Annotated in this window: 21 protein-coding genes; 11 read left to right on the top strand and 10 right to left on the bottom strand. The window is 35.8% G+C overall.

From position 1 onward, the window contains the following. The 5 genes from NPX98_RS01170 (at position 1) to NPX98_RS01190 (ending at position 7,401) form a co-directional block, all read left to right on the top strand. A complete protein-coding gene (locus NPX98_RS01170) occupies positions 1–849 on the top strand; it encodes a TrmH family RNA methyltransferase (protein ID WP_269022135.1) in 849 nt (282 codons plus the stop codon). After that, on the top strand, positions 846–1,355 hold the full coding sequence (lspA, locus tag NPX98_RS01175) for a signal peptidase II (protein WP_269022137.1): 510 nt from the start codon (positions 846–848) through the stop codon (positions 1,353–1,355). Before NPX98_RS01170 ends, lspA begins: the two co-directional genes overlap by 4 nt. 619 nt (positions 1,356–1,974) lie before the next feature. Beyond that, complete coding sequence (locus NPX98_RS01180) at positions 1,975–5,130, top strand: MFS transporter (RefSeq protein ID WP_269022139.1); 3,156 nt, start codon at positions 1,975–1,977, stop codon at positions 5,128–5,130. A 481-nt stretch (positions 5,131–5,611) separates the two neighbouring features. Next, positions 5,612–6,385 (top strand): Bax inhibitor-1/YccA family protein, encoded by a 774-nt coding sequence (locus NPX98_RS01185; protein WP_269022140.1) that lies wholly within the window; start codon positions 5,612–5,614, stop codon positions 6,383–6,385. Positions 6,386–6,516: 131 nt separating this feature from the next. Then, entirely contained in the window at positions 6,517–7,401 is an 885-nt protein-coding gene (locus tag NPX98_RS01190; RefSeq protein ID WP_269022141.1) for an endonuclease/exonuclease/phosphatase family protein, read from the top strand. Here NPX98_RS01190 and polA read toward each other — a convergent pair. From polA to NPX98_RS01220, 6 genes are all read right to left on the bottom strand, one after another. Continuing rightward, positions 7,398–10,304, bottom strand: a complete 2,907-nt coding sequence (gene polA / locus NPX98_RS01195; RefSeq protein WP_269022143.1) for a DNA polymerase I — start codon at positions 10,302–10,304, stop codon at positions 7,398–7,400. The genes NPX98_RS01190 and polA overlap by 4 nt on opposite strands. A 333-nt stretch (positions 10,305–10,637) precedes the next feature. Continuing rightward, positions 10,638–11,348, bottom strand: a complete 711-nt coding sequence (dnaQ, locus tag NPX98_RS01200; RefSeq protein ID WP_269022145.1) for a DNA polymerase III subunit epsilon — start codon at positions 11,346–11,348, stop codon at positions 10,638–10,640. A 4-nt stretch (positions 11,349–11,352) separates the two neighbouring features. Further along, the gene (gene coaE / locus NPX98_RS01205; RefSeq protein WP_269022146.1) at positions 11,353–11,955 is read right to left on the bottom strand and encodes a dephospho-CoA kinase; all 603 of its coding nucleotides are present in this window, start codon (positions 11,953–11,955) and stop codon (positions 11,353–11,355) included. Further along, positions 11,952–12,833, bottom strand: a complete 882-nt coding sequence (locus tag NPX98_RS01210) for a shikimate dehydrogenase (RefSeq protein WP_269022147.1) — start codon at positions 12,831–12,833, stop codon at positions 11,952–11,954. Before NPX98_RS01210 ends, coaE begins: the two co-directional genes overlap by 4 nt. After that, the gene (locus NPX98_RS01215) at positions 12,826–13,422 is read right to left on the bottom strand and encodes a Maf family nucleotide pyrophosphatase (protein ID WP_269022148.1); all 597 of its coding nucleotides are present in this window, start codon (positions 13,420–13,422) and stop codon (positions 12,826–12,828) included. The genes NPX98_RS01210 and NPX98_RS01215 overlap by 8 nt, the downstream gene beginning before the upstream one ends. 10 nt (positions 13,423–13,432) lie before the next feature. Continuing rightward, a complete protein-coding gene (locus tag NPX98_RS01220) occupies positions 13,433–14,257 on the bottom strand; it encodes a pyruvate, water dikinase regulatory protein (RefSeq protein WP_269022150.1) in 825 nt (274 codons plus the stop codon). A gap of 602 nt (positions 14,258–14,859) precedes the next feature. Between NPX98_RS01220 and rho the strand changes: the two genes are divergently transcribed. The 6 genes from rho (at position 14,860) to NPX98_RS01250 (ending at position 21,854) form a co-directional block, all read left to right on the top strand. Then, positions 14,860–16,125: a transcription termination factor Rho gene (gene rho, locus NPX98_RS01225; protein ID WP_269022151.1), complete on the top strand. Its 1,266-nt coding sequence runs from the start codon at positions 14,860–14,862 to the stop codon at positions 16,123–16,125. Positions 16,126–16,159: 34 nt separating this feature from the next. Continuing rightward, positions 16,160–17,467: a tRNA uridine-5-carboxymethylaminomethyl(34) synthesis GTPase MnmE gene (mnmE, locus tag NPX98_RS01230; protein WP_269022152.1), complete on the top strand. Its 1,308-nt coding sequence runs from the start codon at positions 16,160–16,162 to the stop codon at positions 17,465–17,467. 111 nt (positions 17,468–17,578) lie between these two features. Next, a complete protein-coding gene (gene mnmG / locus NPX98_RS01235; protein WP_269022153.1) occupies positions 17,579–19,447 on the top strand; it encodes a tRNA uridine-5-carboxymethylaminomethyl(34) synthesis enzyme MnmG in 1,869 nt (622 codons plus the stop codon). Next, entirely contained in the window at positions 19,447–20,094 is a 648-nt protein-coding gene (gene rsmG / locus NPX98_RS01240; protein WP_269022155.1) for a 16S rRNA (guanine(527)-N(7))-methyltransferase RsmG, read from the top strand. The genes mnmG and rsmG overlap by 1 nt, the downstream gene beginning before the upstream one ends. 6 nt (positions 20,095–20,100) lie before the next feature. Continuing rightward, complete coding sequence (locus NPX98_RS01245) at positions 20,101–20,898, top strand: ParA family protein (protein ID WP_269022156.1); 798 nt, start codon at positions 20,101–20,103, stop codon at positions 20,896–20,898. Between the two features lie 47 nt (positions 20,899–20,945). Beyond that, entirely contained in the window at positions 20,946–21,854 is a 909-nt protein-coding gene (locus NPX98_RS01250; protein WP_269022157.1) for a ParB/RepB/Spo0J family partition protein, read from the top strand. Between the two features lie 148 nt (positions 21,855–22,002). On the opposite strand, the gene NPX98_RS01255 is transcribed toward NPX98_RS01250, so the two are convergent. The 4 genes from NPX98_RS01255 to ftsY form a co-directional block, all read right to left on the bottom strand. Further along, on the bottom strand, positions 22,003–22,242 hold the full coding sequence (locus tag NPX98_RS01255) for a hypothetical protein (RefSeq protein WP_269022159.1): 240 nt from the start codon (positions 22,240–22,242) through the stop codon (positions 22,003–22,005). Positions 22,243–22,301: 59 nt separating this feature from the next. Continuing rightward, on the bottom strand, positions 22,302–23,072 hold the full coding sequence (gloB, locus tag NPX98_RS01260) for a hydroxyacylglutathione hydrolase (protein WP_269022160.1): 771 nt from the start codon (positions 23,070–23,072) through the stop codon (positions 22,302–22,304). 69 nt (positions 23,073–23,141) lie between these two features. Continuing rightward, the gene (locus NPX98_RS01265; protein ID WP_269022161.1) at positions 23,142–23,831 is read right to left on the bottom strand and encodes a septation protein A; all 690 of its coding nucleotides are present in this window, start codon (positions 23,829–23,831) and stop codon (positions 23,142–23,144) included. After that, entirely contained in the window at positions 23,828–25,072 is a 1,245-nt protein-coding gene (gene ftsY / locus NPX98_RS01270) for a signal recognition particle-docking protein FtsY (RefSeq protein WP_269022162.1), read from the bottom strand. Before ftsY ends, NPX98_RS01265 begins: the two co-directional genes overlap by 4 nt. Between the last annotated feature and the right edge of the window lie 14 nt (positions 25,073–25,086).

A 25,086-nucleotide genomic window follows, 5' to 3' on the forward strand; every position in this document is an offset into this window, starting at 1 on the left:
ATGTGTACACAAAAAACCGGTAAAGTCAAAGAAATTACCTCCCTTAGCAATCCTATCATTAAAGACCTTAAAGCGCTTAATCAAAAGAAGAACCGTAATCGAGAAAGCGTCTTTATGGCAGAAGGGCTTAAATTGGTCATTGATGCTTTAAATTCTGGCTGGACAATTCAAACACTCATTTTTTCTAAAAATGGACTTGGTAATGTAGCCATTGAAAACACTGCTGCACGCACTGTGGCCAGTGGTGGTCTTGTCATTAAAACTTCACAAAAAATTATGGAATCCATAACTCGCCGTGATAACCCGCAAACGGTTGTTGGCGTTTTCAAACAACAATGGCACCCTATCGAAACAATAAAAGAACTGACTGAAAATATCTATATCGCCCTTGATCGCGTGCGCGATCCAGGAAACCTTGGCACAATTATTCGCACTGCTGATGCAGTCGGAGCCAAAGGTGTTATTTTGATCGGCGAAACAACAGATCCTTTTTCACCCGAAACAGTACGTGCAACAATGGGATCAATTTTTTCTGTACCATTGTACCGCCTTGATGAAAACGCCTTTTTAAATTGGTCTACACACTTCAAAGGCATAATTGTTGGTACGCATCTTAAAAGCTCTGTCGATTATCGCACAATAGATTTTAAAAGTAGCTCTATTATACTTTTGATGGGCAACGAACAACAGGGGTTACCAGATGTTCTTGCAAATCGCTGTGATCAACTCGTCCGTATTCCGCAAAGTGGACGCGCTGATTCACTTAATTTGGCAGTAGCTACAGCTATCATGCTGTATGAAATCCGTCGCTCCCATTTAACACTTGAACCGTGCGAGGCGAAAAAATGATACGCAAATCTCTGTCTTTTCTTCTTCTGGGTTTGTGCATTATAATAGGACTTGATCAAGCGATAAAATATTGGGTTATGCATACCATACCACTCGAAACAGAAATTTCCCTTCTGCCCTTTGTTTCTCTTTATCATGTACATAATTCCGGTATTGCATTTTCGTTTCTTTCTTCTTTCCATTATATGGGAATCATCGCACTTACATTAATCATTATCCTTTTTCTTCTATATTTATGGAAAAATACCAAACACACTAAAATTTTATCGCGCTTTGGTATTGTTCTTATCATTGGTGGAGCACTCGGGAATCTCATTGACCGTATCCGTTTCCACTATGTCATTGATTATATATTATTTTACATTGATGGCGTCTTTTCTTTTGCTATTTTTAATCTTGCTGACGCTTCTATTACGTTTGGTACCATTGCTATTATGGCCGACGAATTGTATATCTTGATTAAAGGAAGACGCCGCCTTAAAAATATCTTTTCTGAATCTGAATAAGAGCATTGTTTACTCCGTAAACATTCAAGCTCTTTTGCTGCACAAGTACAGACAAAGACTCTATCTTCCCTTTTGTTTTCATTCAAAAAATGCATACTAAAAAAATTTTTAGGACGAAAGTTTAAAAATTTTTTTCGTTTCTCCCTAAAATTTTTATACCTTTATATTTTTCTTTCTTTTAAACTGTGAATGAAACGATAATGAACCCACCATAAAAATTTCTATGATAACCTTCACCTCTCATTGTATCATACGAGTGATTAACTTATTGTCAAAATACAATATTCCCGCTTGATCAGGCAACAGAACATACACTCAAATTAATTTATCTCTTATTTTGTCATATCACGCTAAAAATACGAACTCTCATACAGAACTCTAATACATTTGACGTAATCACCAACATCTTACCTAAAGACAAAACTCATATCCTTATATTGCTCTTTAATACTCTTCTCTGCATTCAGGCACAACACTTAAGGAACACTGTTGTTGTTGACTTGACTTCAAAAAAAAACTACATTTTTCCTCTCTTTTATTTTTATTTCCAGATTATTAAAGCATAGCGCTTCTTTTTCCGTCTCTCTACATGATAAAAATGACAAAAGAAGGGAGAGCAATGAATAAAAAAAAACAGCATCAAGATTTTTTAAATGCAGACTGTGATCCTTCTTTGCTCAGTTCGCGCATTTTTGCGCCTTTGTTTTGGTGCCAATTCTTTTCTGCTTTTAATAATAATTTTATCAAAGAAACTCTAATTTTTCTTATTGTCACATGTAGTACTTTAGAATATCAATCAAGCCTTATCAGCTTAGCAAGTGGTGTTTTTTCGCTTCCTTATCTTTTATTTTCTGCAACTGGTGGTCAGCTAGCTGATCGCTATGATAAAGCAGCTGTTGCGCGCTTCATTCAATTTTCAACTCTCTTTATTGCTTTGGCAACATCGATTTCTCTCCTCTTATCGTCGATCACTTTGCTTATGATATGCTTGTTCCTTCTTGGTTCTTCTGCAGCACTTTTTGGACCCATTAAGTATGCTATATTACCCGATCACATGGCAAAATCTCACTTACCACGTGCCAATGCGTGGATAGAAGCTGCAACTTTTGTTGCTATTTTATCAGGAACATTATGGGCAAGCATTAGTTTTAATTTTCAAAACAAATTACAAATTATTCCAGCTATTGTTATAATTGTCTTAGCTGTAATTTCATGGGTTATAAGCTATTTTATGCCCAAAAATATTCCCGCACATCCCAACCTTGTTGTTGACCATAACATTATACGTGCCACAATCTCCATCCTTAAATACTGCGTTCAAAAAAAACATTTATTGGTCGTCAGTCTCATAATTTCTTGGTTTTGGTTTATAGGAGCTGCATTCTTATCAATCATCCCAATACTGACTGCTTTTCTCAATTTTTTACCCTATGGAAACATTACGTTTTTGATATTTTTTTCCTTTTTTGCTGCCATTGGTGCTGGAATAGCAGCGTGGCTTTCAGCGGGGCGAATAGTCTTAGTGCTATCGGTTATAGGAACTTTTGTTTTAGGGATTGTTTGTATTGACTTAGGCATCGTTATAAAAAATCTTAGTCCCAAATTACAAGTTAGAACATTCGTCGATTTTTTCTCTCATGCGCAATTATTGCATATTCTGGTTGATTTTGCTCTGATCGCAACTTTTGCTTCCTTGCTTGTTGTTCCTGGATTTGCTGCATTGCAGGCTTGGGCTAACCCCAAACAGCGCGCGCGTGTTATTGCTGCTAATAATATCATTAATGCTGCAATGATCGTTGTAGGAATGGGTATTGTTACTTTTATTCAATATCTTGGCGCTCCACTCTATACAGTAATTCTTATGCTTGGTGCTTCTTCCTTAATCACTGCAATTGCTATGCTAAAATATTTACCCACTTCTGCTTTACGCGATTTTATTTTTATTCTTTTTCGCATATTTTTTCGTTTAGAGATCAAGGGTATAGAAAATTTTTCCAAAGCAGGAAAAGCACCTATTTTCATTTTTAATCATGTATCATTCCTTGATGGCTTTCTGGCATTTGCTGTTTGTGATACAACAAATATGCGTAATCCAGCTTTTGCCATTTGTGCTGATATTACAAAATTTTGGTGGTTTCGTCTCTTCCAGAAATACATCAATTTTTTTCCTATAGACCCTACACACCCATTAGCAACCCGTGATTTTATACGTACCATAACACAAGGGATACCGCTTGTTATTTTTCCAGAAGGACGTATCACCATTACAGGATCCCTTATGAAAGTTTACGACGGCACTGCTATGGTTGCTGATAAAACAGGAGCAAAAATTGTTCCCATTAAAATTGATGGTCTCGAACGCACTTTTTTTTCACGTCTTTCTAACACTCACACACGTCGCAAACTTTTTCCTAAAGTGTGTATTACCATCACTGAACCCATCAAATTAAATATTCATGCAAATATCAAAAGTCGTGCTCGCCGCCAAGCTGCTGGAGATGAACTATATCGCATTATGTCTGATCTTGTTTTTTCAACTTCAAATAAAAACAGTACGCTTTTTAATGAACTTGTTAAAGCTGCCCGCAATAATGGAATGCGCACAAAAGCCATTGAAGATCCTCTCACAGGTTCCATGAGTTATGGGCTTATGCTCTCAAAGATTCGCGTTTTAGCTAAAAAATTAGCTGCCCTTACCCAAAAAGAAACAACTGTTGGAATGTTGCTACCGAATGCTAATAGCACAGCCTTAACCTTTTTTGCTTTACAATCAGCGGGAAAAGTACCAGCTATATTGGACTTTTCTGCTAATTCTTCAGTTTTGCTTTTAAAAACTAAAGCCTCTAAAGTACGCACGATTATCACGACACATACTTTTTTACGCCAAGAAAACTTAGAAGAAACAGCCGATATTTTAAAAAATTCAGGAATGCATTTCATTTATCTTGATGATCTGAAAAAAAATATTTCTAAATTTGATCAACTTATGGCTTTTTGCATGCGTTGCAAACCAATTATACAAAATAACGCGCAAGATTGGGCTGTTATTCTCTTTACTTCTAATTCAGAGAATGTGCCTAAAGGTGTCGTTCTCACCCACGCAAATATACTCTCCAATGCAGCGCAAGTAGCTGCACGTGTTGATTTTAACAAATCCGATAAAATTTTTAATGTTGTGCCTATATTTCATTCTTTTGGCCTAACGATGGGAACTATTTTACCTTTAGTTTATGGCGTTCCAATCTATTTCTATCCCTCTCCTCTGCATTATAATATTATTCCTGAAATAATTTATAATTCAAATGCAACCATTATTTTAGGTACAGATACTTTTCTGAATAACTATGCCCGCAATGCACATCCTTACGATTTACATTCTATCCGCTATTGTTTTTCCAGTATAGAACCTATCACCGTTGCAACACGCACTCTAATGATGGAAAAATTTGGCATTCGAATTTTAGAAGGTTATAGCGTCACTGAAGCCTCTTCCATTCTAGCACTCAATACACCCATGTATAATAAAAACGGAACAGTTGGAAAATTAATGCCAAGTTTAATATCACGGCTTGAATCAGTGGAAAATATAGAAAAAGGAGGATGCCTTTACATTAAAGGCCCCAACATCATGGCAGGTTATCTAACAGTTGAACAACCTGGTGTACTTTTATCATCACTAGATGGATGGCATAATACTGGAGATATTATTGATATTGATGCAGAAGGGTTTATCACTATCTTAAAATACTCCAAACATCTTACGAACATTAATTGATGAAATTCAGCTTGATAGTACATTAGGCTATAATTGTTATTGATGTCTCTCAGTAGATAAAAGCTTAGTATTTATCAGAGAAGATAAAACTCCTAACCAAGCGAATTTTTTAACATTTTCTCACAAATCAGATATCCCTGAAAGAATGATCCCCCATTCTGGATTTATCCAAATTTAAATTGCCTATCTTAGCTATGACCAAATAGACTTATCCAACCTTACAAAAAAATTACTCAAAAAACTCAATGTTTTTTAACTAAAATCGACCATTTCATTACTAATTTGTAAGATTTCTTCTTGATAAAAGTATCTTGTAATTTTTAAATAAATCCCCATAATAAGGGGGCGTATGTTGGAATTTTTACAATAACGCGTACAATTTTTGTATTCGCTAGATCGAGGCTTATACAATTCATTAAAAAGAAAGAATGAATGTTTTGTCACAAATTCTAGCGTAATATAAGCGAAGGAACTTTGTATTATGGCTAATTTAAAAGATTTACGTTCGGCGTCTGTTTCTCATGCCGATGCATCAATTGATCAGGGATTGCGCAGCTATATGCTGGGCGTTTACAATACAATGGCTATTGGTTTGCTTATTACAGCTGCTGCCGCTTATGTGATTTCATCGTTAGCCATTACAACCGATATGAATCAAGCAGCTGCTCAAATGAATGGGAGTGTTTACTTAACATCATTCGGAGTAACATTTTATACGTCACCATTCTCTTATATTGTTATGTTTGCACCACTTGTAGCTGTGTTATTTCTGAGTTTCAAAATCAATACACTCAGTACAAGTGCCGCACGTAGCCTCTTTTTTGGTTATGCTACCCTTGTGGGGCTTTCACTGTCATCAATTATTCTGCGTTATACACCAGAGAGTATTGTGCAGACATTTGTCATTACTTCCGCAGCTTTTGGCTCTCTTTCTCTTTACGGTTACACAACAAATCGTGACCTCACAGCTATGGGTTCATTCTTGTTTATGGGCTTAATTGGGTTAGTACTTTCCACAATTGTTAATATTTTTCTCGCATCGAGTGCCTTGCAATTTGCTATTTCAGTCATTGGCGTTATAATCTTTGCCGGTTTGACAGCTTATGATACGCAAACAATTAAATTGATGTATTATGAAGGTGATGCAAATGATGCCCGTGGTCGTAAAATTATTATGGGTGCGTTGAACCTTTATCTTGATTTTATCAATATGTTTGTTTTTTTGTTGCAGTTTCTTGGTTCGAACCGCGATTAATAAAAATAGTTATTTCTTTATTAAAAAGCCTTGTTTCTTTCAAGAAGCAGGGCTTTTTCATTTTTAACACAAATCTTGCCCTTTAATCCTTCAACACCATATTCAAAGGAAACAAAAATAAGCAAAACAAAATGATCAAAAAGCCTAATAAACAAAATTTCAGCTTGCCCACCGCACTTATCAAAAAAAAATTCCGCAGTCCTCTATTCAATACCATCCAGAAGTGCTCTTCTAATCATCAAGCAAACACCACCAACAGCAACAATAGCTATGACCTTGTTGTTGCTTCTTATAATGTACATAAATGTGTTGGTATTGACAAAGTTTTTAATCCTACCCGCATTGTACGTGTCATTGCGGAATTGCAAGTTGATATTCTTGCTCTTCAAGAAGCAGATAAACGTTTTGGTGACCGCATTGGCTTAATTGATCTTCAGCATTTAAAAGAAGAAACAAACCTGATTCCTGTGCCCCTTAACGCTATGTCGCCTAATGGTCATGGCTGGCATGGAAACGCCCTATTTTTGCGTCATGGTGGATGTGTACATGACATCTCGCAAATTACCTTGCCCGGTATTGAGCCACGTGGCGCCGTTATTACAGAATTAGAAATGAATGCAGGTCTTATTCGTATTATTGCTGCTCATTTTGGCTTATTGCGACATTCTCGTAATCAGCAAGTTAAAATGCTTCTTACACTTTTACAAAAACGTCCCCTTATGCCCACACTTCTCATTGGTGACCTCAATGAATGGCGCACAGGAAAAGGTTCATCTTTAAATTATTTTTCGCCCTATTTTGATATAAACTCTGAAACTGTGCCAAGCTTTCCTTCTCGTTTTCCCTTTCTAGCTCTTGATAGAATTTTTGCTTTTCCCCATCAATTGGTAACAAAAATTGAAAATCATTATTCACCACTGGCACGTATTGCCTCAGATCATTTACCAATCAAAGCTTATCTTGACCATGCCAGCGCAATTACCGTTCTTGAGAATACAATAAATGAAAAAAGTTAATGCGCTTCATCCCAGTTTTGAGCGGACATTACTTTTACTTCAAGAGGCACAGACAAAGATAATACTGGCATTGTAGCATTTTCCATAACCTTTTTAACAAGAGCTGTAGTTTCTTCACACTCAGCTTTTGGTACCTCAAAAATAAGTTCATCATGTACTTGCAGCAACATTTTTGCTGAAAGTTTTTCTTTTTCCAAAGCATCTTCCATTTTAATCATAGCACGGCGAATAATGTCTGCTGCTGACCCCTGAATTGGTGCATTGATAGCAGCCCGTTCATTAAGGGCACGAACTTGCGGATTAGACGTTTTTATTTCAGGATAATGGATACGGCGTCCAAAAATGGTTTCTACATATCCATGCTGGCGTGCAAATATTTTTGTCGTTTCCATATAATCTTTAATTCCAGGAAATCTTTTAAAATAAAGCTGAATGTAACAGCCTGCTTCTTTGCGTGAAATACCCAATTGATTTGCTAATCCAAAAGCTGAAATACCGTAAATAATCCCAAAATTAATCGCTTTTGCACGCCGGCGTATATCTGAAGACATCCCTTCTATTGCAACTCCAAACATTTGTGATGCGGTTATAGCATGAATATCCTGACCTTGTGAAAATGCTTCTTTTAACGCAGTTATATTGGCAATATGAGCAAGAATACGCAATTCAATCTGGCTATAATCAGCCGACAACAATAGATGATCTTCTGGAGCAATAAAGGCTGTTCGAATTTTACGCCCTTCAGCAGTCCGCACTGGAATATTCTGTAAATTAGGTTCAGATGATGATAAACGCCCCGTTGATGTTGTTGCTAAAGAATAACTCGTATGAACACGCCCTGTTGTGGGCAAAATGTGAGAGGGCAAAGCATCTGCATAGGTAGATTTTAGTTTTGCCAATTGACGCCAATCTATAATTTTACGTGGCAAAATATGCCCTTCAACAGCCAACTCTTCTAAAGTTTGTGCGGAAGTTGACCACTGACCACTTTTTGTCTTCACACCACCAGGCAAACCCATTCTATCAAAAAGAATATCACCTAATTGTTTTGGCGAAGCAATGTTAAATTTTTCACCAACGAGCTGATAAATTTCTTCTTCCAGAGAAAAAGCTGCCTGTTCTAATTCACCCGAAATACGTGATAGAATTTGCCGGTCAACAAGAATCCCACGTTCTTCCATTCTTGCAAGAACTTCTACGAGTGGTTTATCAAGGCGTTCATAAATTTTTGTCATTCCCTGTGCCACAAGCTGTTGTTTCAAGACTTTCCACAAACGAAATGTTATATCAGCATCCTCCGCGGCATAAAGAGTCGCCTGTTTCAAATCCACCTGTGCAAAAGAAGAAATTTTTTTTCCATTATACATTAAATCTTTATAAGAAATTGGTTTATGTCCAAGCCAGCGTTCAGATAAAGCATCCATGCCATGTGTTAAATCTCCAGCTTCTAAAGCATATGACAAAAGCATTGTATCATCAAAAGAGCGTATCACAATATCGTATTGCTTCATCACCAACCAATCATATTTCATATTCTGGCCAATTTTTAATACCGCTGGATTTTCTAATATCGGCTTTAAAAGCGCCAAAGCCTTTTGTGTCTCAATCTGTCCAACAATACGCCCATTTCCTAAAAGATCGCTCTCTCCATCAATATGCTCAAGTGGTATATAGGCTGCTTTTTCTGGCTGTAATGCCAAAGAAAAACCAACAAGCTTTGCTTGCATAGGATTAAGTGAAGTTGTTTCAGTATCAAAAGCAAAATAACCTTGTTCCTGTGCTTCAGACAACCAATCTTTCAAAAGGTCTTCATCAAGGATAGTTTTATAAGAATCTTGGATAACTTTTTGAGAGAGAGCTTGATCTCTACGTTTTTGCGCCAAAACCTGTGGGGAGTTTTCAGAAAAACTATGAGGTGATACTGAATCGGTTTTCTCAATATCGAAATCAATCCTCTCTATATTTTCTGCCCACTTGATATCTATATCAAGTGCATCAATAGCTGCTGCATCACATGAGGTTACCTCTGCCACACGGCGTGTAAGTGTCGTAAATTCCATAGCTTTCAGAAAAGCAATTAAACGGGGGCCATCTTGTGGTTCTAAAACCAAATGACTTAAATCATTATCTATTGGTACATCTGTTTTAAGTTTGACCAACTCACGAAAGATTTTTACTTCTTCACTATAAACTTGAATATTCTCACGTCTTTTTGTTTGCTTAATTTCTGCAACGTTCTGCAATAAAAGATCAAGAGAACCAAATTGATCCAATAATTGTGCTGCAGTTTTAGGGCCAATACCTGGAACCCCCGGTATATTATCGGTTGGATCTCCAGTTAAAGCTTGTAAATCAACCATTTTTTCAGGTGCTACACCCCATTTTTCGATGACCTCAGAAACACCAATATACTTATTTTTCATACCATCATATAAAGACACATGCGTATTCACCAATTGCATTAAATCTTTATCAGAAGAAATAATGGTTGTTTTTGCTCCAGCCTGCGTTGCCAATTGTGCATAGGTAGCAATTAAATCATCTGCCTCAAATCCATTTTTTTCGATACAAGGCAAATTAAAAGCTTTTGTTGCCTGTCGGATCAAAGCAAATTGAGGAACAAGATCTTCAGGTGGTGCCTCTCGATTGGCTTTATATTGAGGATAAATTTGCTTACGAAATGTATCGGATGAATGATCGAAAATAACAGCAAAGTGTGTTGGAACCACACCAGAATTGGTGTTACGGGCATCACAGAGCAATTTCCATAACATATTACAAAAACCAGCAACAGCTCCCACAGGAAGCCCGTCCTTTTTGCGCTTTAAGGGAGGAAGAGCATGGTAAGCACGAAAAACGTAGCCTGATCCATCAACCAAAAAAAGATGATCTTGTGTTTTCATGACAATTTTATATCTCCATTTAAACCCGAAGAAAATTTACTTTTAATATTTTTTCAATTTTATTCTAAAATTGATCATTTTGCCTTTAAAAAGACATTTTTTTATTTTTAAACTGCTGGCGTTGTTACGATTTATATCTCGTACCTTAAGGCTTTTCTTTGCTGTTACAGGATATAATAGCTTTCATTTTGCTCCTCCTATGATAGCTGAGGTGCGATGTAACGACAGGGTCGTTGTGGTGTTCCCCTCCCCACAGCGGCCATATTTTTTTATATGTTTGTTGTCTACTTTCGATTTTCTTTAGTAATTTTTTCAAAAAAAACAATAAAATCTTTATTGAGAAACTTTGAAGCGATTCCATAAAGCTTTTTCGCCTATCTTTTTAATCAAATCAGCATGCATGCTTTTTTCTTGTGCGCTTAATCTTGAAGGTAGTGCTTGTGGACGAATCTTGGCTTTATATAGAACATCTTTGTCATTTTTGATCCCCACAACATCAATATTCTTTCCCTCATGAAAACCAAATGTGCCCTGCTTTCCACCAATTAATTCAATATAAACATCCGCAAGAATCTCTGCATCAAGAAGAGCACCATGAAGGACACGATGACTATTATCAATTCCAAAACGCTTACATAAAACATCAAGAGAATTCGGCCCCATAGGATATTTACGCCGCGCCAGAGCCAATGTATCAAGAATATTATCAACACCGATAAGTGGCTTATTCACTCGCCCTAATTCAGCATTAAGAAAACCAACGTCAAAACTTGCATTATGAGCAATCATCGTTGCACCATCGATAAACTCTAAAAAAGAATCAGCAATCTCACTAAATTTTTTTTCATCTTTTAAGCGTTCGTTGGTTAATCCATGAATAGCGACAACTTCATCAGGAATAATAACTCCTTGTGGATTCAAATAAACGTGAAATCGGCGCTCTGTCAGGTAACGATCAATCATTTCTATACAGCCAATTTCGATTATGCGATCACTGTCTTTATCTAAACCCGTCGTTTCAATATCAAAAATAATTTCACGCATTGCTTTAATTCTTTACAGAAATATCCTTTAGCAAACTCTCTATCACATCAAAAACCTGTTGACGCGTATTCTCTAGAGATTTTCCTGTATCAATAATAAAATCAGCATATTCCCGTTTTTTTTCATCGGATATTTGCTTTGCATTGATTATTGCAAATTTTTCTTCGTTCATATTCTGACGACTCATTACACGCTTTTTTTGTATTTCCGAAGGTGCAGATACAACAACTATACTATCTACGCGATTTTCAGCTTTTGTTTCAAAAAGAAGTGGAATATCAAGAACAACTATTTTTTTTTTCTGTTGACGTGCCTTATCAATAAATTCTTTTTCTTTTTCTTGTACCAAGGGATGAATCATTTTTTCTAATGTTTGTAATTTCTCACAATTATTGACCACAATTTTAGAAAGTTTTATCCGATTAACTTGGCCATTTTCAACAACGCCAGGAAAAGTACGCGCTATAAGAGACAAAGTTGGCTCATTCCTGTAAAGTTTGTGTACAATCTCATCGGCGCTAAAAACCGGAATACCCGCTTGTTTAAAAAAACCAGCAGCTGTTGATTTTCCCATAGCTATTGATCCAGTTAGCCCTATGATTTTCATATTCTATCTTCACTCATATTTTCTAAAATTTCCGATCGCAACGCCTTTGTCACAACAGGCTTTATTCCAAACCATCGTTCAAAACCGGGAACAGCCTGATGCAAAAGCATACCAAGACCATCAACTATTTTTAAACCCTGAGCTTTTGCTTGACGTAAAAAAGGCGTCATTAATGGAGTATAAACAATATCTGTAACCACTGCTGTTGATTTGGCTTTATGAAAATCACAAAAAAAAGGTTTGTTTTCTTTATCATTAAAATTTGTCATACCTACAGAGGTTGCATTAACAATAAAATCAGCCTGACGAAGTATTATATCAGCATTATGCCAATCATGGACTTTAATAGGTTTTCCAAAATATTCAGCCAAATCATCTGCATGTTTTCTTGTACGATTAAGCAAATAAATACGCTTAAACCCACGTTTTTTTAAAACATATAGGATAGCGCGTGCACTACCACCTGCACCAAAAACAAGAGCTATCTCCCCAACCCAACCAGGAGCAAATTCATCAAGATTAGCAGCAAAACCATAGACATCACTGTTTGTGGCACAAAGCCTATCCCCTTCAAACCACAATGTATTAGCAGCACCAATAATTGTCGCTATCTCATCTTTGTATGTTGCTAAACGAAAAGCCTCTTGCTTGTATGGTAAAGTAACATTACCTCCACAAAAATTTCTTTTTTTTAGAGAGAAAAAAAAACGGCTAAATTCTTCGGGTCTTATATCTTTAGCACTATATTCACCCTGTAAATTATACTGTTTAAGCCAAAAATTATGAATTTTCGGCGATTTTGAATGGTTAATCGGATGACCAACAACAAAAACACGCGGACACGTTTCTTTTTTGTAATTTATTGTCAGATCAGCCATCAATAACACCTAAATGACGTAATTTTATTAATAAAGGCAGCAACGGCAAACCAACAATAGTAAAAAAATCCCCTTCGATTTTCTCAAAAAGATGGATTCCCTCTCCTTCAATTTGGTATACTCCCACACTCTTTAGTACATCAATTCCCACACGCGCTAAATATCGTTCGATAAACTCTGATGAAAGGGAACGTACTGTCATATAAGCACTAAAAACTTCAACCCAAATCTCCTGACCATTTTGAAATAAAGCAACCGCACTATGAAGAGAATGCATCTTCCCTGATAAAATACGTAAACGTTGATGTGCTTCTCTATTATCTGCAACTTTATGTAAAATCTGCCCTTCCAAATCAAGTACCTGATCACAACCAATTACAAATGCATTCGGAAAACGAGAAGAAACATTTTTTGCTTTAGAACTTGCTAAAAAAGAACTAAGTTCTTTAGGCGTTTTTGTTTCTGCCTTTTCTTCCTCTTTCCGTTCATCAAAAGACGCACCTTCTACGTAAAAGTTTAAACCAGCTTTCCTCAATAATTGAGCACGATAGGGACTAAGAGATGCTAATATTAATGTTTTTTCACTCATGTTTATTGTATCATTTTCCTTCACGAAATCGTGATAAAAGTTCAAACACCGCTGCAGCATTTTCTTCAATAGAGCGCCTCGTAACATCAATAATAGGCCAACCAAAACGCTCACAGATGCGTTTTGTATAAATTAATTCTTCAGCTATACTGATGCGATCGGTATAACTTTCAGTAATAAAATCGTCTCCCAAATCTCGATTTTGGCGAATATGTGAAATTCGTTCAGCCGAAGCAATTAAGCCAATAATCAAAGTATTTTTTGCTTCCAAAAGCTCTTTTGGTAAATCAATTCCTGGAATAAGAGGCACATTAGCAGTTTTTACTCCACGATTTGCTAAATAAATACTCGTTGGCGTTTTAGAAGTTCTTGAAATCCCAACAAGAATTACATCTGCATCCAATAAACTATTGGTGGATTGTCCATCATCATGTTCTATTGTGAAATCTAATGCTTCAATGCGGCGAAAATAGTCTGCATTAAGATCATGTTGAGCACTAACACGTAAATTTGTCAGCATTCCAAGGTAAGACTGAAAAACATTCAAAACAGGATCCAGTATATCAACACAGGGGATACCTATTTTTACACATGTTCTATTAAGAAGTTGTTTAATTTTTTTATCAATAATTGTGTAAAGAACAATACCCGGCTCTTGTTGAATTTCATTAAGAACTTTCTGCAACTGCATCTTATTACGAATCATCGGATAAATATGTTCTATCGCATGAAACATCGCGTATTGCGCTGCTACGGCTCTTCCAGCAGAAATTAATGTTTCTCCTGTTGCATCAGAAATCATATGTAGGTGAAAAGATTTTTTTTCTTTTGTCACAGGAATTTTAACTCCTTGTTAATAGATGTGTATATAGTCTCATCATTTTTTATAAAACTTTGTTTCAGGAAAAACTTTCTATTATTATGCACAAATTAGATAATTACGCTTAGAGAATTTACTTTACAAAAAAAGAATGAGTATAATAGCTTAAGCTACGCTTGTTATTATTCTTTTTTTTTGTTTCTTTGTGGAAAAAATTGGGGATAAATAAAGTATAAATAATAATCCACACTAAACACAGATTTTAATAAAAAGAATCCTCATTTTCTAAAAATAATTATAAAAAAAACTGGAAAAATTTTATGTATAAATAATTTTATTTAATTTATGCTTAAAATCATTAGAAAAATAAATTACATTCTCTAATGTATAACGCTATAAATAAATATTTCGTAAATTATTTCTTTTTAAGAATAGCAGTATTTCGCGAGATTACTAAAACACATACAAAAATAATATTGTAAGAGTTATGCTTGCAGTTTGAAAGAGTTAAGTGTATACTAAATCTTCTTACAGGGGTGTTCTATCCTCTACACCATTCTATGAATTAATTGATTTTTTCAGAAATAATTTCCCATTCAAATCAAAGAGCGTATTTCATGCAGAAAATGAAACTACAGGAACTCAAAAGTAAGAACCCAGTTGAACTTGTCTCTTTTGCTGAAACACTAGAAGTTGAGAATGCTTCTTTGATGCGCAAACAAGAATTGATGTTTGCTATTTTGAAAAAACTTGCTTTGCAAGATGTTGAAATTATTGGGGAAGGCGTTGTTGAAGTTTTGCAGGATGGATTTGGTTTTTTAAGATCTGCTAACGCAAATTACCTTCCTGGTCCTGATGATATTTATCTCTCTCCTGCACAAATCCAATCTTTTTCTTTGAAAACAGGAGATACCGTTGAAGGTCCTATACGTGGTCCTAAAGAAGGAGAACGTTATTTTGCTCTTCTTAAAATTAATACAATTAATTATGAAGATCCTGAAAAAATTCGTTACAAAATTCACTTTGATAATCTTACTCCACTTTACTCAAATGAACGTTTTCAAATGGAAATACAAAATCCTACAGATAGGGATATGTCATCGCGGGTGATTGATTTAATATCCCCCTTAGGAAAAGGTCAACGAGGATTAATTGTAGCTCCTCCTCGAACAGGAAAAACAGTTTTATTACAGAATATTGCTCATTCTATTACTACTAATCACCCTGAGTGTTACTTGATTGTTCTTTTAATTGATGAACGCCCAGAGGAAGTAACGGATATGCAGCGGTCAGTAAAAGGAGAGGTGGTTTCTTCTACCTTTGATGAGCCAGCAATACGTCATGTGCAAGTCGCTGAAATGGTTATTGAAAAAGCTAAACGCTTAGTTGAATATGGACGTGATGTTGTTATTCTTCTTGATTCAATTACGCGTCTTGGGCGAGCATATAATACAGTTGTTCCTTCATCAGGTAAAGTTTTAACAGGTGGGGTTGATGCAAATGCTCTTCAGCGTCCAAAACGCTTTTTTGGTGCAGCGCGTAATATTGAAGAAGGTGGATCTCTAACCATCATTGCAACAGCTTTGATTGACACGGGTAGCCGTATGGATGAGGTTATCTTTGAAGAATTTAAAGGAACGGGTAATTCAGAAATTGTTCTTGATCGTAAAGTTGCTGATAAACGTATTTTCCCAGCTATGGATATTTTAAAGTCAGGAACGCGTAAAGAAGATCTTTTAGTTGCGCGTCAAGACTTGCATAAGATTTTCGTGCTTCGTCGTATTTTGGCACCCATGAGTGTGACGGATGCAATCGAGTTTTTAATTGATAAATTAAAACAAACAAAAAATAATAGTGAATTTTTTGATTCAATGAATACGTAGCATCATTAAGTTTTTTTAAATTAGGATTAGTCCTGTGGATACAATCTTTGCTGTTTCAAGTGGGTTGTTGCCTTCAGGGGTTGCTGTTATCCGACTATCTGGCCCTCATGTTGTTGATATTGTTAAGACGCTTTGCGGTTGTTTACCAAAGGCTCGGTTTATGCACTATGGGGATCTTACTGCCCGTGATGGTAGTTTTTTGGATTCTGCTTTAACTGTTTTTTTTCCTGGTCCTTATAGCTTTACAGGTGAGGATTGCGCGGAATTTCATCTGCATGGAGGTAAAGCTGTCGTTAATCGTTTTCTTGATGAATTGGCTTTATTTACTGGATGTCGTATTGCAGAGGCAGGTGAGTTTTCACGTCGGGCATTTGCTGAGGGAAAATTAGATCTGGTTCAAGCAGAAGGTCTTGCTGATTTAATAGAAGCAGAAACAGAAAGTCAGCGACGTTTAGCAGTTATGGGTACAAGTGGTACTTTAACAAAGCTTTATCGCGATTGGCGTCATAAACTTATGACGGCGCGTGCTTTGATTGAAGCAGAATTGGATTTTTCTGATGAAGCTGATATTCCCGGTTCTGTATCTGATAAAGTTTGGCAAAATATGGAAGAACTTTGCCATTCACTTCGTAAACACATTGCTGAGGGAGAGCGTGCAAGTGTTTTACGTGATGGGATAAAAATTGTTATTGCGGGTGCTCCAAATTCTGGAAAATCAAGTATTATTAATCGTCTAGCTGGTCGTTCTGTTGCTATTGTAACAGAAGAAGCGGGAACAACACGTGATGCTTTAGAAATAAGATTAGTATTTGGTGGTTTACCTGTTTTTTTAACAGATACGGCTGGTTTTAGAGAAACAGAAAATAAAATTGAACAATTGGGTATAGAAACTGCAAAACAGTGTGTTAAGGATGCTGATTTAGTCATTTTGGTTAATGATATGAACAATCCTCAAAAGATTGATTTACCTGAAACATCAGCTGAAATATGGAATGTTGGTAATAAACTTGATCTTTATGAGGGGGATGGAGCGCATTGGTTTATACAATTTTCTGCGTTAAGTGGCTTAAATTTTGATCATTTTATAAAAGAAATAGAAACATTTTGTTTACGCCGTGTTTCTGAAATTGGAAATGTTGTTCCGGCACGAAAAAGGCAACTTCAGTTATTAAAAGAAGCTGTTAAAGAAATTGATGATTCAGTGAAATATGTTTCTCTTGATTTAAGTTTGCGTGCAGAACATCTTCGTCGTGCAAGTGATGCACTTGGACGAATTACAGGTGATATTGACGTTGAAGATTTGCTTGATGTTATTTTTTCACAATTTTGTATTGGTAAATAATGATTCACGTGAAACATTGATTATTTATCATAGACAGAGTGATAGGATTGTGTATTTTATATATCCTATTTCATACAATATTTCAGAATGGTTATGTAAAGGATGAATCAAATGCAATCATATGATGTCATCGTTATAGGAGGTGGCCATGCTGGCTGTGAAGCTGCTTCTGCTTCAGCACGTACAGGAGCACGTACAGTTCTTGTTACATATCAAATATCAGCTCTTGGAACTATGTCATGTAACCCTGCAATTGGTGGACTTGGAAAAGGGCATTTGGTTCGAGAAATAGATGCTTTAGATGGTCTTATGGGAAGAGCAGCAGATGCTGCAGGAATTCAATTCCGGCTTCTTAATAGACGTAAAGGACCAGCAGTAAGAGGACCGCGTACACAAGCTGATCGGCAATTGTATAAAAAAGAAATACAAAAGCTTCTAAAAGAACAAGATAATTTAATTTTTATCGAAGATGAAGTACTTGATCTGATTGTTAAAGATGGTCGTGTTTCAGGTGTATTGTTGAAAAAACAAGGGAGTATCTTTTCGGGAGCTGTAGTTTTAACGACAGGTACGTTTTTACGTGGTCTTATTCATATTGGTGATAAAACGTGGTCTGCTGGGCGTATGGGTGAACAAGCAAGTATACAACTTGCTGAACGCTTAAAAAGTTATGATATTAATCTTGGACGATTAAAAACGGGGACTCCCGCTCGTCTTAGTAAAAAAACAATTTGTTGGGATAAACTTCCAAAACAAAAAGCAGATGAAAATCCTGTAACTTTTTCTTTGTTAACTGAAAAAATAGAACAGCCTCAAATTGAATGTGCAATAACACGGACAAATGAAAAAACACATCAAATTATTCGTGAAAATATTTATCAATCTGCTTTATATTCTGGGGCTATTGAAGGATTAGGACCGCGTTATTGTCCTTCAATTGAAGATAAAATTATTAAATTTGGTGAACGTGATGGTCATCAGATTTTTTTAGAACCAGAAGGATTGGAGGATGATACTGTTTATCCAAATGGTATTTCTACTTCTCTTCCTGAAGATGTACAAGTTTCTTTCTTAAAAACGATTGAAGGGTTGGAAAATGTAGAGGTTTTACAACCGGGTTATGCTATTGAATACGATTTTATTAATCCACAACAATTGAGAAAAACCTTAGAATTACGATCTTTACCGGGATTATTTTTAGCAGGCCAAATTAATGGGACAACAGGATATGAAGAGGCGGCAGCACAAGGTCTTTTGGCTGGTTTAAATGCTGCACGTCAAGTAGGTGGCTTAGAAGAAATTATTTTAAGTCGTTCTTCAGCCTATATCGGTGTTATGATCGATGATTTAGTATTACGTGGGGTTTCTGAACCTTATCGGATGTTTACATCTCGAGCTGAATTTCGTTTATCTTTACGTGCTGATAATGCTGACGCTCGTTTAACACCTTTGGCACAACAATGGGGTATCGTAAGTAATGCCCGTTGGGTTTGTTATCAAAATAAACAACAACGTCTTGATCAAGCACGATCACTGTGTAAAGAGCTTTTTTTATCTCCTAATGAAGCATCGCGTTATGGATTGCAAATAAATCGTGATGGAATTCGACGTTCAGCTTATGATCTTTTGGCCTATCCGCATATGAGTGTTGAACATCTTTCTTCTTTTTGGCCACAATTGCAATCAATTGATACACGAACAGTCGAGGCTTTAGAAATCGAAGCGCAATATGCAGTTTATTTAGAAAGACAAGCGCAGGATATTGCAGCGCTTCAGCGAGATGAACGTTTAGAAATTCCTTCTTCTCTTGATATTCAAGAAATTTCTGGTCTTTCTAATGAATTAAAAGCAAAAATTCAAAAAATATCACCACGTTCAATTGCTGATGCTCAAAAAATAGATGGTATGACACCAGCAGCATTATCATTAATTATTACATATATTCAACGGCAACGACGTGAGAAGGCTAAATCAGTTTAATGGTTATTTCTATGGAACAAAAATATCAGGAACTTTTAAAAATAGTTCCTTCTGTTTCACGTGAAACTATGGAAAATTTAATACAGTTTGAATCTCTTGTCCTTCAATGGAATGCACATATTAATTTGATATCCTCTGCAACAATACCAATCTTATGGACACGCCATATTTTAGATTCTGCACAGATTTATCCTTTGCATAGTCAATTTTTACATTGGTGTGATCTTGGATCAGGAGGAGGATTTCCTGCAATTGTTATTGCTATTTTTCTGAAAGAAAAAAAAGAAGGGCATATTGATTTGGTTGAAAGTAATGGAAAAAAAACAGCTTTTTTACGAACGGTCATTGCTCAACTTAATCTTCCAGCAACCGTTCATCATTGTAGAATCGAAGATGTTTATCAAAAAATAAATGTACCAGATGTTATAACAGCACGAGGTCTTGCTCCATTGGATACTATTTTACAGCTTATATTTCCTTGGGTAACACAAAAAACAATTGCTCTTTTGCAAAAAGGTCGGGATTACGCTATAGAAATAAAAAAAGCCTCTGCTCATTGGCAATTTAATCTGTTAAAACATCAAAGTAAAATCGATAAAAACTCGGTTATTTTAGAAATTTCTCATGTTCAATCATGTAAAGGGTAAAGCAAGATGAGCGAAACAAGAATTATCGCGATTGCAAACCAAAAAGGTGGGGTGGGTAAAACAACAACAGCAATTAATCTTGCAACAGCTTTGGCTGCTATTGGTGAAAATGTTCTTATTATGGATATTGATCCACAAGGTAATGCAAGTACTGGACTGGGAATTGATCGAAATGATCGTCCTTTATCATCTTATGATGTTTTGGTTTCTAGAGTTTCTGTCGCAGAAGCTGCTTTGGAAACAGCAGTACCTAATCTACATGTTGTTCCTTCTACACTTGATCTTTTAGGTGTTGAAATGGAAATAGCTTCATCGCAAGATCGTATTAAACGGTTGCGTAAATCCCTCTGTAATGATCCAAAGATAGATAAAAAATTTAGTTACGTTCTGATAGATTGCCCTCCTTCACTTAATCTTTTGACATTAAATGCTATGGGAGCGGCAGACTCTGTTTTGGTGCCAATGCAATGTGAGTTTTTAGCACTTGAAGGTTTGAGTCAATTGCTTGAAACAGTAAAGCAAGTACGGTCTGTTCTTAATCCATCTTTAGAGATTCAAGGGATTGTTTTAACAATGTACGATAGCCGTAATAATCTTGCAAATCAAGTTGTTGAAGATGTGCGTTCTTTTATGGGAGAAAAAGTTTATCGTACTGTTATTCCACGGAATGTACGTGTGTCTGAAGCTCCTTCTTTTGGGAAGCCGGTGTTGCTTTATGATCTTAAATGTGCAGGCAGTCAAGCCTACTTACGGTTGGCATCAGAAGTTATTCAACGAGAAAAACAAGCACGAGCGGCAGCTTAGAAAGTGCAAAAAAATAATTGTTAAAAACACAGCCAAAGAGCAAAATTATGAGCGACGATCAATCTAAAAAAAGACTGGGACGTGGGTTAGCTGCATTGATTGGAGATGTAGACTTAGGTATTTCTCCTGTAGATTTATCCAATTTTGGTAAGTCTACAGCTGAACAAAATGTAGTTTCTATAGATTCTGGACAATTTGTGTCTATTGAATTTATTTCACGTAATCCCCATAATCCAAGGCGCCATTTTACTGATTTAGAACTTGATAGTTTAGCTCAATCAATTCTACAACATGGTGTTGTTCAACCTATTATTGTGAGACCTTCACGTGATCATCCTAATAGATTTGAAATAATTGCTGGTGAAAGGCGATGGCGTGCAGCGCAGCGAGCAAATCTAAAACATTTGCCAATTATTATTCGTGATGTAGATGATAAAACAGCTTTAGAATTAGCAATTGTTGAAAATGTTCAGCGTGCAGATCTTAATCCTATTGAAGAAGGAATGGGATATGAAATGTTGCTCAATGAATATGGTTATACACAAGTAGATTTAGCAAAAATTGTTGGAAAAAGTCGAAGCCATGTTACAAATACTCTTCGCTTATTAAAACTTCCACCAAATGTACAACAGTTTTTAATTGATGGTAAACTTTCAGCTGGTCATGCACGTTGTCTTATTACAGTTGATGATCCACAAAGTTTAGCAGAAAAAATTATTGAAGAAGGGCTTTCTGTACGTCAAGCTGAAAAGCTTGCTCATGAGCAGATAAATCCGAAAAATAAAAGGCAAGCCTTAACGGAAAAAAACACTGAAACAAAATCTTTAGAAAAGTTACTTTCTGATTTTATCGGAATGAAAGTGACTATTCGGCATAGTAAAAAGGGTGGTGATTTAAAAATTCGTTATTCTTCATTGGATCAGTTGGATGATATTTGTAGACGTTTGCAAAGTTAATCATCTAACAAAGCACAAATTCTATTGATATATTTTTGTCTAAATTTGAAATTGCTTTGAGATATGGCAAGTTTTCCGTAAAACAAAGTATCTTTATCTTCAAGAGGTGATACTGCTGCTAATGTTGCTTGAAGTGCTGTGACGCAAACTAATCCTTTGGTATGAGATTATGCTTTTTCAAAATGCTACTAAGCAGTGGTCGACCAGATATAGAAGTAATGAGTCCTTCAATACTATTATCGTTTCCTGTGTTAGGCGCTTCTGGTTTTGAAGGTAAGTGTTCAATATCTTTTTTAATTTTTTCCATTTTTACAAGAAAATCTTCTGTTAAAGGATAATTTGCAACGATATTTGGATTATCGAGTGAATCTAGGATTAAAATAATCATCCATATTTTTTGTTATTGATTTTTGAGTGGATATTACAAAAATAAACGCAATGAAAATTTTAATAGGGTATAAAATTATCTTTTCTTTTTCGAATTTCAGCAAAAACTTCTTCATCCGTTTTATTTTCCATAGCAAGATTTTTTCGCAAAACGCTATTATCCCAACGAAGAAAAGGATTTGTAGCTTTTTCTTGCCCTAATGTTGTCGGTAAAGTCATAGCATTTTTTGCGCGTAGCAAGAAAACTTCTTCTACTCTCTGGTGAAGTTTTTGATTGTATGGATCAATTGTCAATGCAAAAAGAGCATTGGTTTTGGTATATTCATGGCCACAGTAAAGGAGCGTTTCATCGGGAAGCTGACGAAGCTTTTTTAAAGAATTAAGCATTTGTGCCGGCGTTCCTTCAAAAAGACGTCCACAGCCGAGAGAAAAAAGTGTATCGCCAGCAAATAGGAGATTTGCATGAGAAAAGTAATAGGATAACGCTCCTAGTGTGTGACCAGGTGTTGAGAGAGCTGAAAGAATATGTGTGCCAAAGCAAACATTTTCTTCAGGTTGGAGTGTCTGGTCAAGAAGAGAAATTTTTTTTCTTTCTGCTTCTGGTCCAATAATTGTAGCTTTATAAACCTGTTTTAATTCTTCTAATGCTTCCACATGGTCATAATGATGATGCGTTACAAAAATAGTTTGCAGCGTCCAATTACGCCGCTTTAATGCATCATGGATAGCTTTACTCTCCGGTGCATCAATTGCAGCTGTATAACCGCTTTTTTCATCATGAATGAGTACACCGAAATTATCTTGTCTACAGATAAATTGTTCAATTAACACGTATTTTCTCCATGAATAATGCGTGTAATAAATTGATAAAACAGATCTATTGTGGTGAATGCATTGTATTTAAGAACTAGATTTATCCTTTTTTATCAAGGGATCGTTTGAATGTTTGATGATGATAGGCATTTGCGTTAGCATAAATAGAACTGTTATGGGCATAACACCGAATACTTTAAAACTCGTCCAGAAATTATCATCAAAATTACGCCAAATTATTTCATTTAAAGTAGCAAGAAAAACAAAGAAAAACGCCCAGCGATAAGTCAGTTTTTTCCACCCCAAATCATCAAGTTTTAAGGTTGAATCAAGAGCATAGCGCAATAGTGGTTTTTTAAACAGAAGACCTCCAAAGAGAATAAGAGCAAATAAGCCATTAATGATTGTTGGTTTCATTTTTATAAATGTATCATTATGTAGCCAAAGAGTCAAAAATCCAAAAACAAGGACGAACAGTCCTGAGATAAGCGGCATTATAGGAATTTTACGCGTAAGAATCCACGATAGGCATAACGCAATTGTGATTGCCACCATAAAAATAGCAGTTGCAGGGAAAATAGGTTTATCGAAGTTTTTAAAAACTTCAATATTGTTTATCAGCCATTGACCTTTATAATTTGCAAGAAAAAAGACGACTAATGGTCCCATTTCTAAGAAAAATTTAAGCGTTTGTGAAGGAGAATTTTTTTGATTGTTATTGGTATTTTTCAAATCGGAACTGTTATGTGAATTTGGATCAAAGAAAGATTGTTTCATGCGTGTTTTCCTGCAATAGCTTCGGCAAAATCAGAAGCAGAAAAAGGCTCGAGATCCTCAATATTCTCTCCTATGCCGATAAAATAAACGGGTAATTTGTATTTTGCCGCAATGGCAACAAGAATCCCACCCCGTGCAGTACCATCGAGCTTTGTCATAACTAAACCATTAACCTTGGCAACATTACGGAAAATATCTACTTGGTTGAGTGTATTTTGTCCAGTTGTTGCATCAAGCGTTTGAAGAACTGTATGAGGTGCTTGAGGACTGTGTTTTTTTAGAACGCGAATAATTTTTGCTAATTCGTCCATTAGTTCAGTTTTGTTTTGTAAACGCCCAGCTGTATCAATGATTAAAACATCACTATTTTCCTTTTTGGCTTTTTCATAAGCATCGAAAGCTAGGCTTGCTGCATCTGCACCAAGTTTGCTTGAAACAACAGAAGCTCCTGTGCGTTCACCCCAAATATGTAATTGCTCAATAGCAGCGGCGCGAAACGTATCGCCAGCAGCAAGTGTAATTTTTAATCTTCCCTCAGTGAGTTTAGCTGCTAGTTTTCCAATGGTTGTTGTTTTTCCAGTACCATTGACACCCACCAGCAAAATGACATGAGGTTTATGGTTTAGATCAAGTTCCAATGGAATTGCAACAGGTTCGAGAATTTTTTTGATTTCGTCAGCGACAATAGTACGGACATCATCTGAAGATAGATTCTTTCCATAACGACTGGAAGCTAAGCTATTGGTAATATATGTAGCTGTTTCTACGCCAAGATCAGCTTGAATAAGAATATCTTCTAATTCTTGCAAGGTTTCGTCATCAAGTTTTTTTTTGGCGAAGAGGGTACCTATTGAATCGCCTAATTGTTGTGAAGAAAGAGATAATCCTTTTTTAAGTCGCTCAAACCATGTTCCTTTTTTCTGTTCAACTGAATATACAGATAAAGGCTCTTCAACTTTTTTTTCACTAATCTTATCAGTGACGATTATTTTGTTGAAAGATTGTTCGGGAGGTAGGGTATTTTCATTGTCTTTTATAGATATTGTCGTTTGCGTTTTCTTTTGCTCCTGCTTTTCTTTTTCGAGATCTATAGAGGACTGATGATTTTGTATTGCATCATCTTTGTGTTGATTTTTTTCTGCTATATTGGCTTCATCAGAAGCAGAAATTTGTTTTTGTTTGGTTGTTTGTTCTTTAGACTTATTAAAAGAAAGCATTTTTTTGATAAAAGATTTTGTCATAAGAACTTTCCTAC

Origin of the sequence: Bartonella sp. A05 (genome assembly GCF_026930145.1) — a bacterium.
Lineage (GTDB): Bacteria > Pseudomonadota > Alphaproteobacteria > Rhizobiales > Rhizobiaceae > Bartonella.

Bases quoted from the DNA above. Each gene is read 5' to 3' on its own strand.
- NPX98_RS01190 (WP_269022141.1), top strand. From the start codon at position 6,517: ATGATCAAAAAGCCTAATAAACAAAATTTCAGCTTGCCCACCGCACTT.
- mnmG (WP_269022153.1), top strand. From the start codon at position 17,579: ATGCAATCATATGATGTCATCGTTATAGGAGGTGGCCATGCTGGCTGT.
- NPX98_RS01255 (WP_269022159.1), bottom strand. From the start codon at position 22,242: ATGATTATTTTAATCCTAGATTCACTCGATAATCCAAATATCGTTGCA.
- rsmG (WP_269022155.1), top strand. From the start codon at position 19,447: ATGGTTATTTCTATGGAACAAAAATATCAGGAACTTTTAAAAATAGTT.
- NPX98_RS01215 (WP_269022148.1), bottom strand. From the start codon at position 13,422: ATGAGTGAAAAAACATTAATATTAGCATCTCTTAGTCCCTATCGTGCT.
- coaE (WP_269022146.1), bottom strand. From the start codon at position 11,955: ATGAAAATCATAGGGCTAACTGGATCAATAGCTATGGGAAAATCAACA.
- lspA (WP_269022137.1), top strand. From the start codon at position 846: ATGATACGCAAATCTCTGTCTTTTCTTCTTCTGGGTTTGTGCATTATA.
- NPX98_RS01245 (WP_269022156.1), top strand. From the start codon at position 20,101: ATGAGCGAAACAAGAATTATCGCGATTGCAAACCAAAAAGGTGGGGTG.
- NPX98_RS01210 (WP_269022147.1), bottom strand. From the start codon at position 12,833: ATGGCTGATCTGACAATAAATTACAAAAAAGAAACGTGTCCGCGTGTT.
- NPX98_RS01185 (WP_269022140.1), top strand. From the start codon at position 5,612: ATGGCTAATTTAAAAGATTTACGTTCGGCGTCTGTTTCTCATGCCGAT.
- ftsY (WP_269022162.1), bottom strand. From the start codon at position 25,072: ATGACAAAATCTTTTATCAAAAAAATGCTTTCTTTTAATAAGTCTAAA.
- NPX98_RS01250 (WP_269022157.1), top strand. From the start codon at position 20,946: ATGAGCGACGATCAATCTAAAAAAAGACTGGGACGTGGGTTAGCTGCA.
- dnaQ (WP_269022145.1), bottom strand. From the start codon at position 11,348: ATGCGTGAAATTATTTTTGATATTGAAACGACGGGTTTAGATAAAGAC.
- NPX98_RS01265 (WP_269022161.1), bottom strand. From the start codon at position 23,831: ATGAAACAATCTTTCTTTGATCCAAATTCACATAACAGTTCCGATTTG.
- NPX98_RS01170 (WP_269022135.1), top strand. From the start codon at position 1: ATGTGTACACAAAAAACCGGTAAAGTCAAAGAAATTACCTCCCTTAGC.
- NPX98_RS01180 (WP_269022139.1), top strand. From the start codon at position 1,975: ATGAATAAAAAAAAACAGCATCAAGATTTTTTAAATGCAGACTGTGAT.
- polA (WP_269022143.1), bottom strand. From the start codon at position 10,304: ATGAAAACACAAGATCATCTTTTTTTGGTTGATGGATCAGGCTACGTT.
- rho (WP_269022151.1), top strand. From the start codon at position 14,860: ATGCAGAAAATGAAACTACAGGAACTCAAAAGTAAGAACCCAGTTGAA.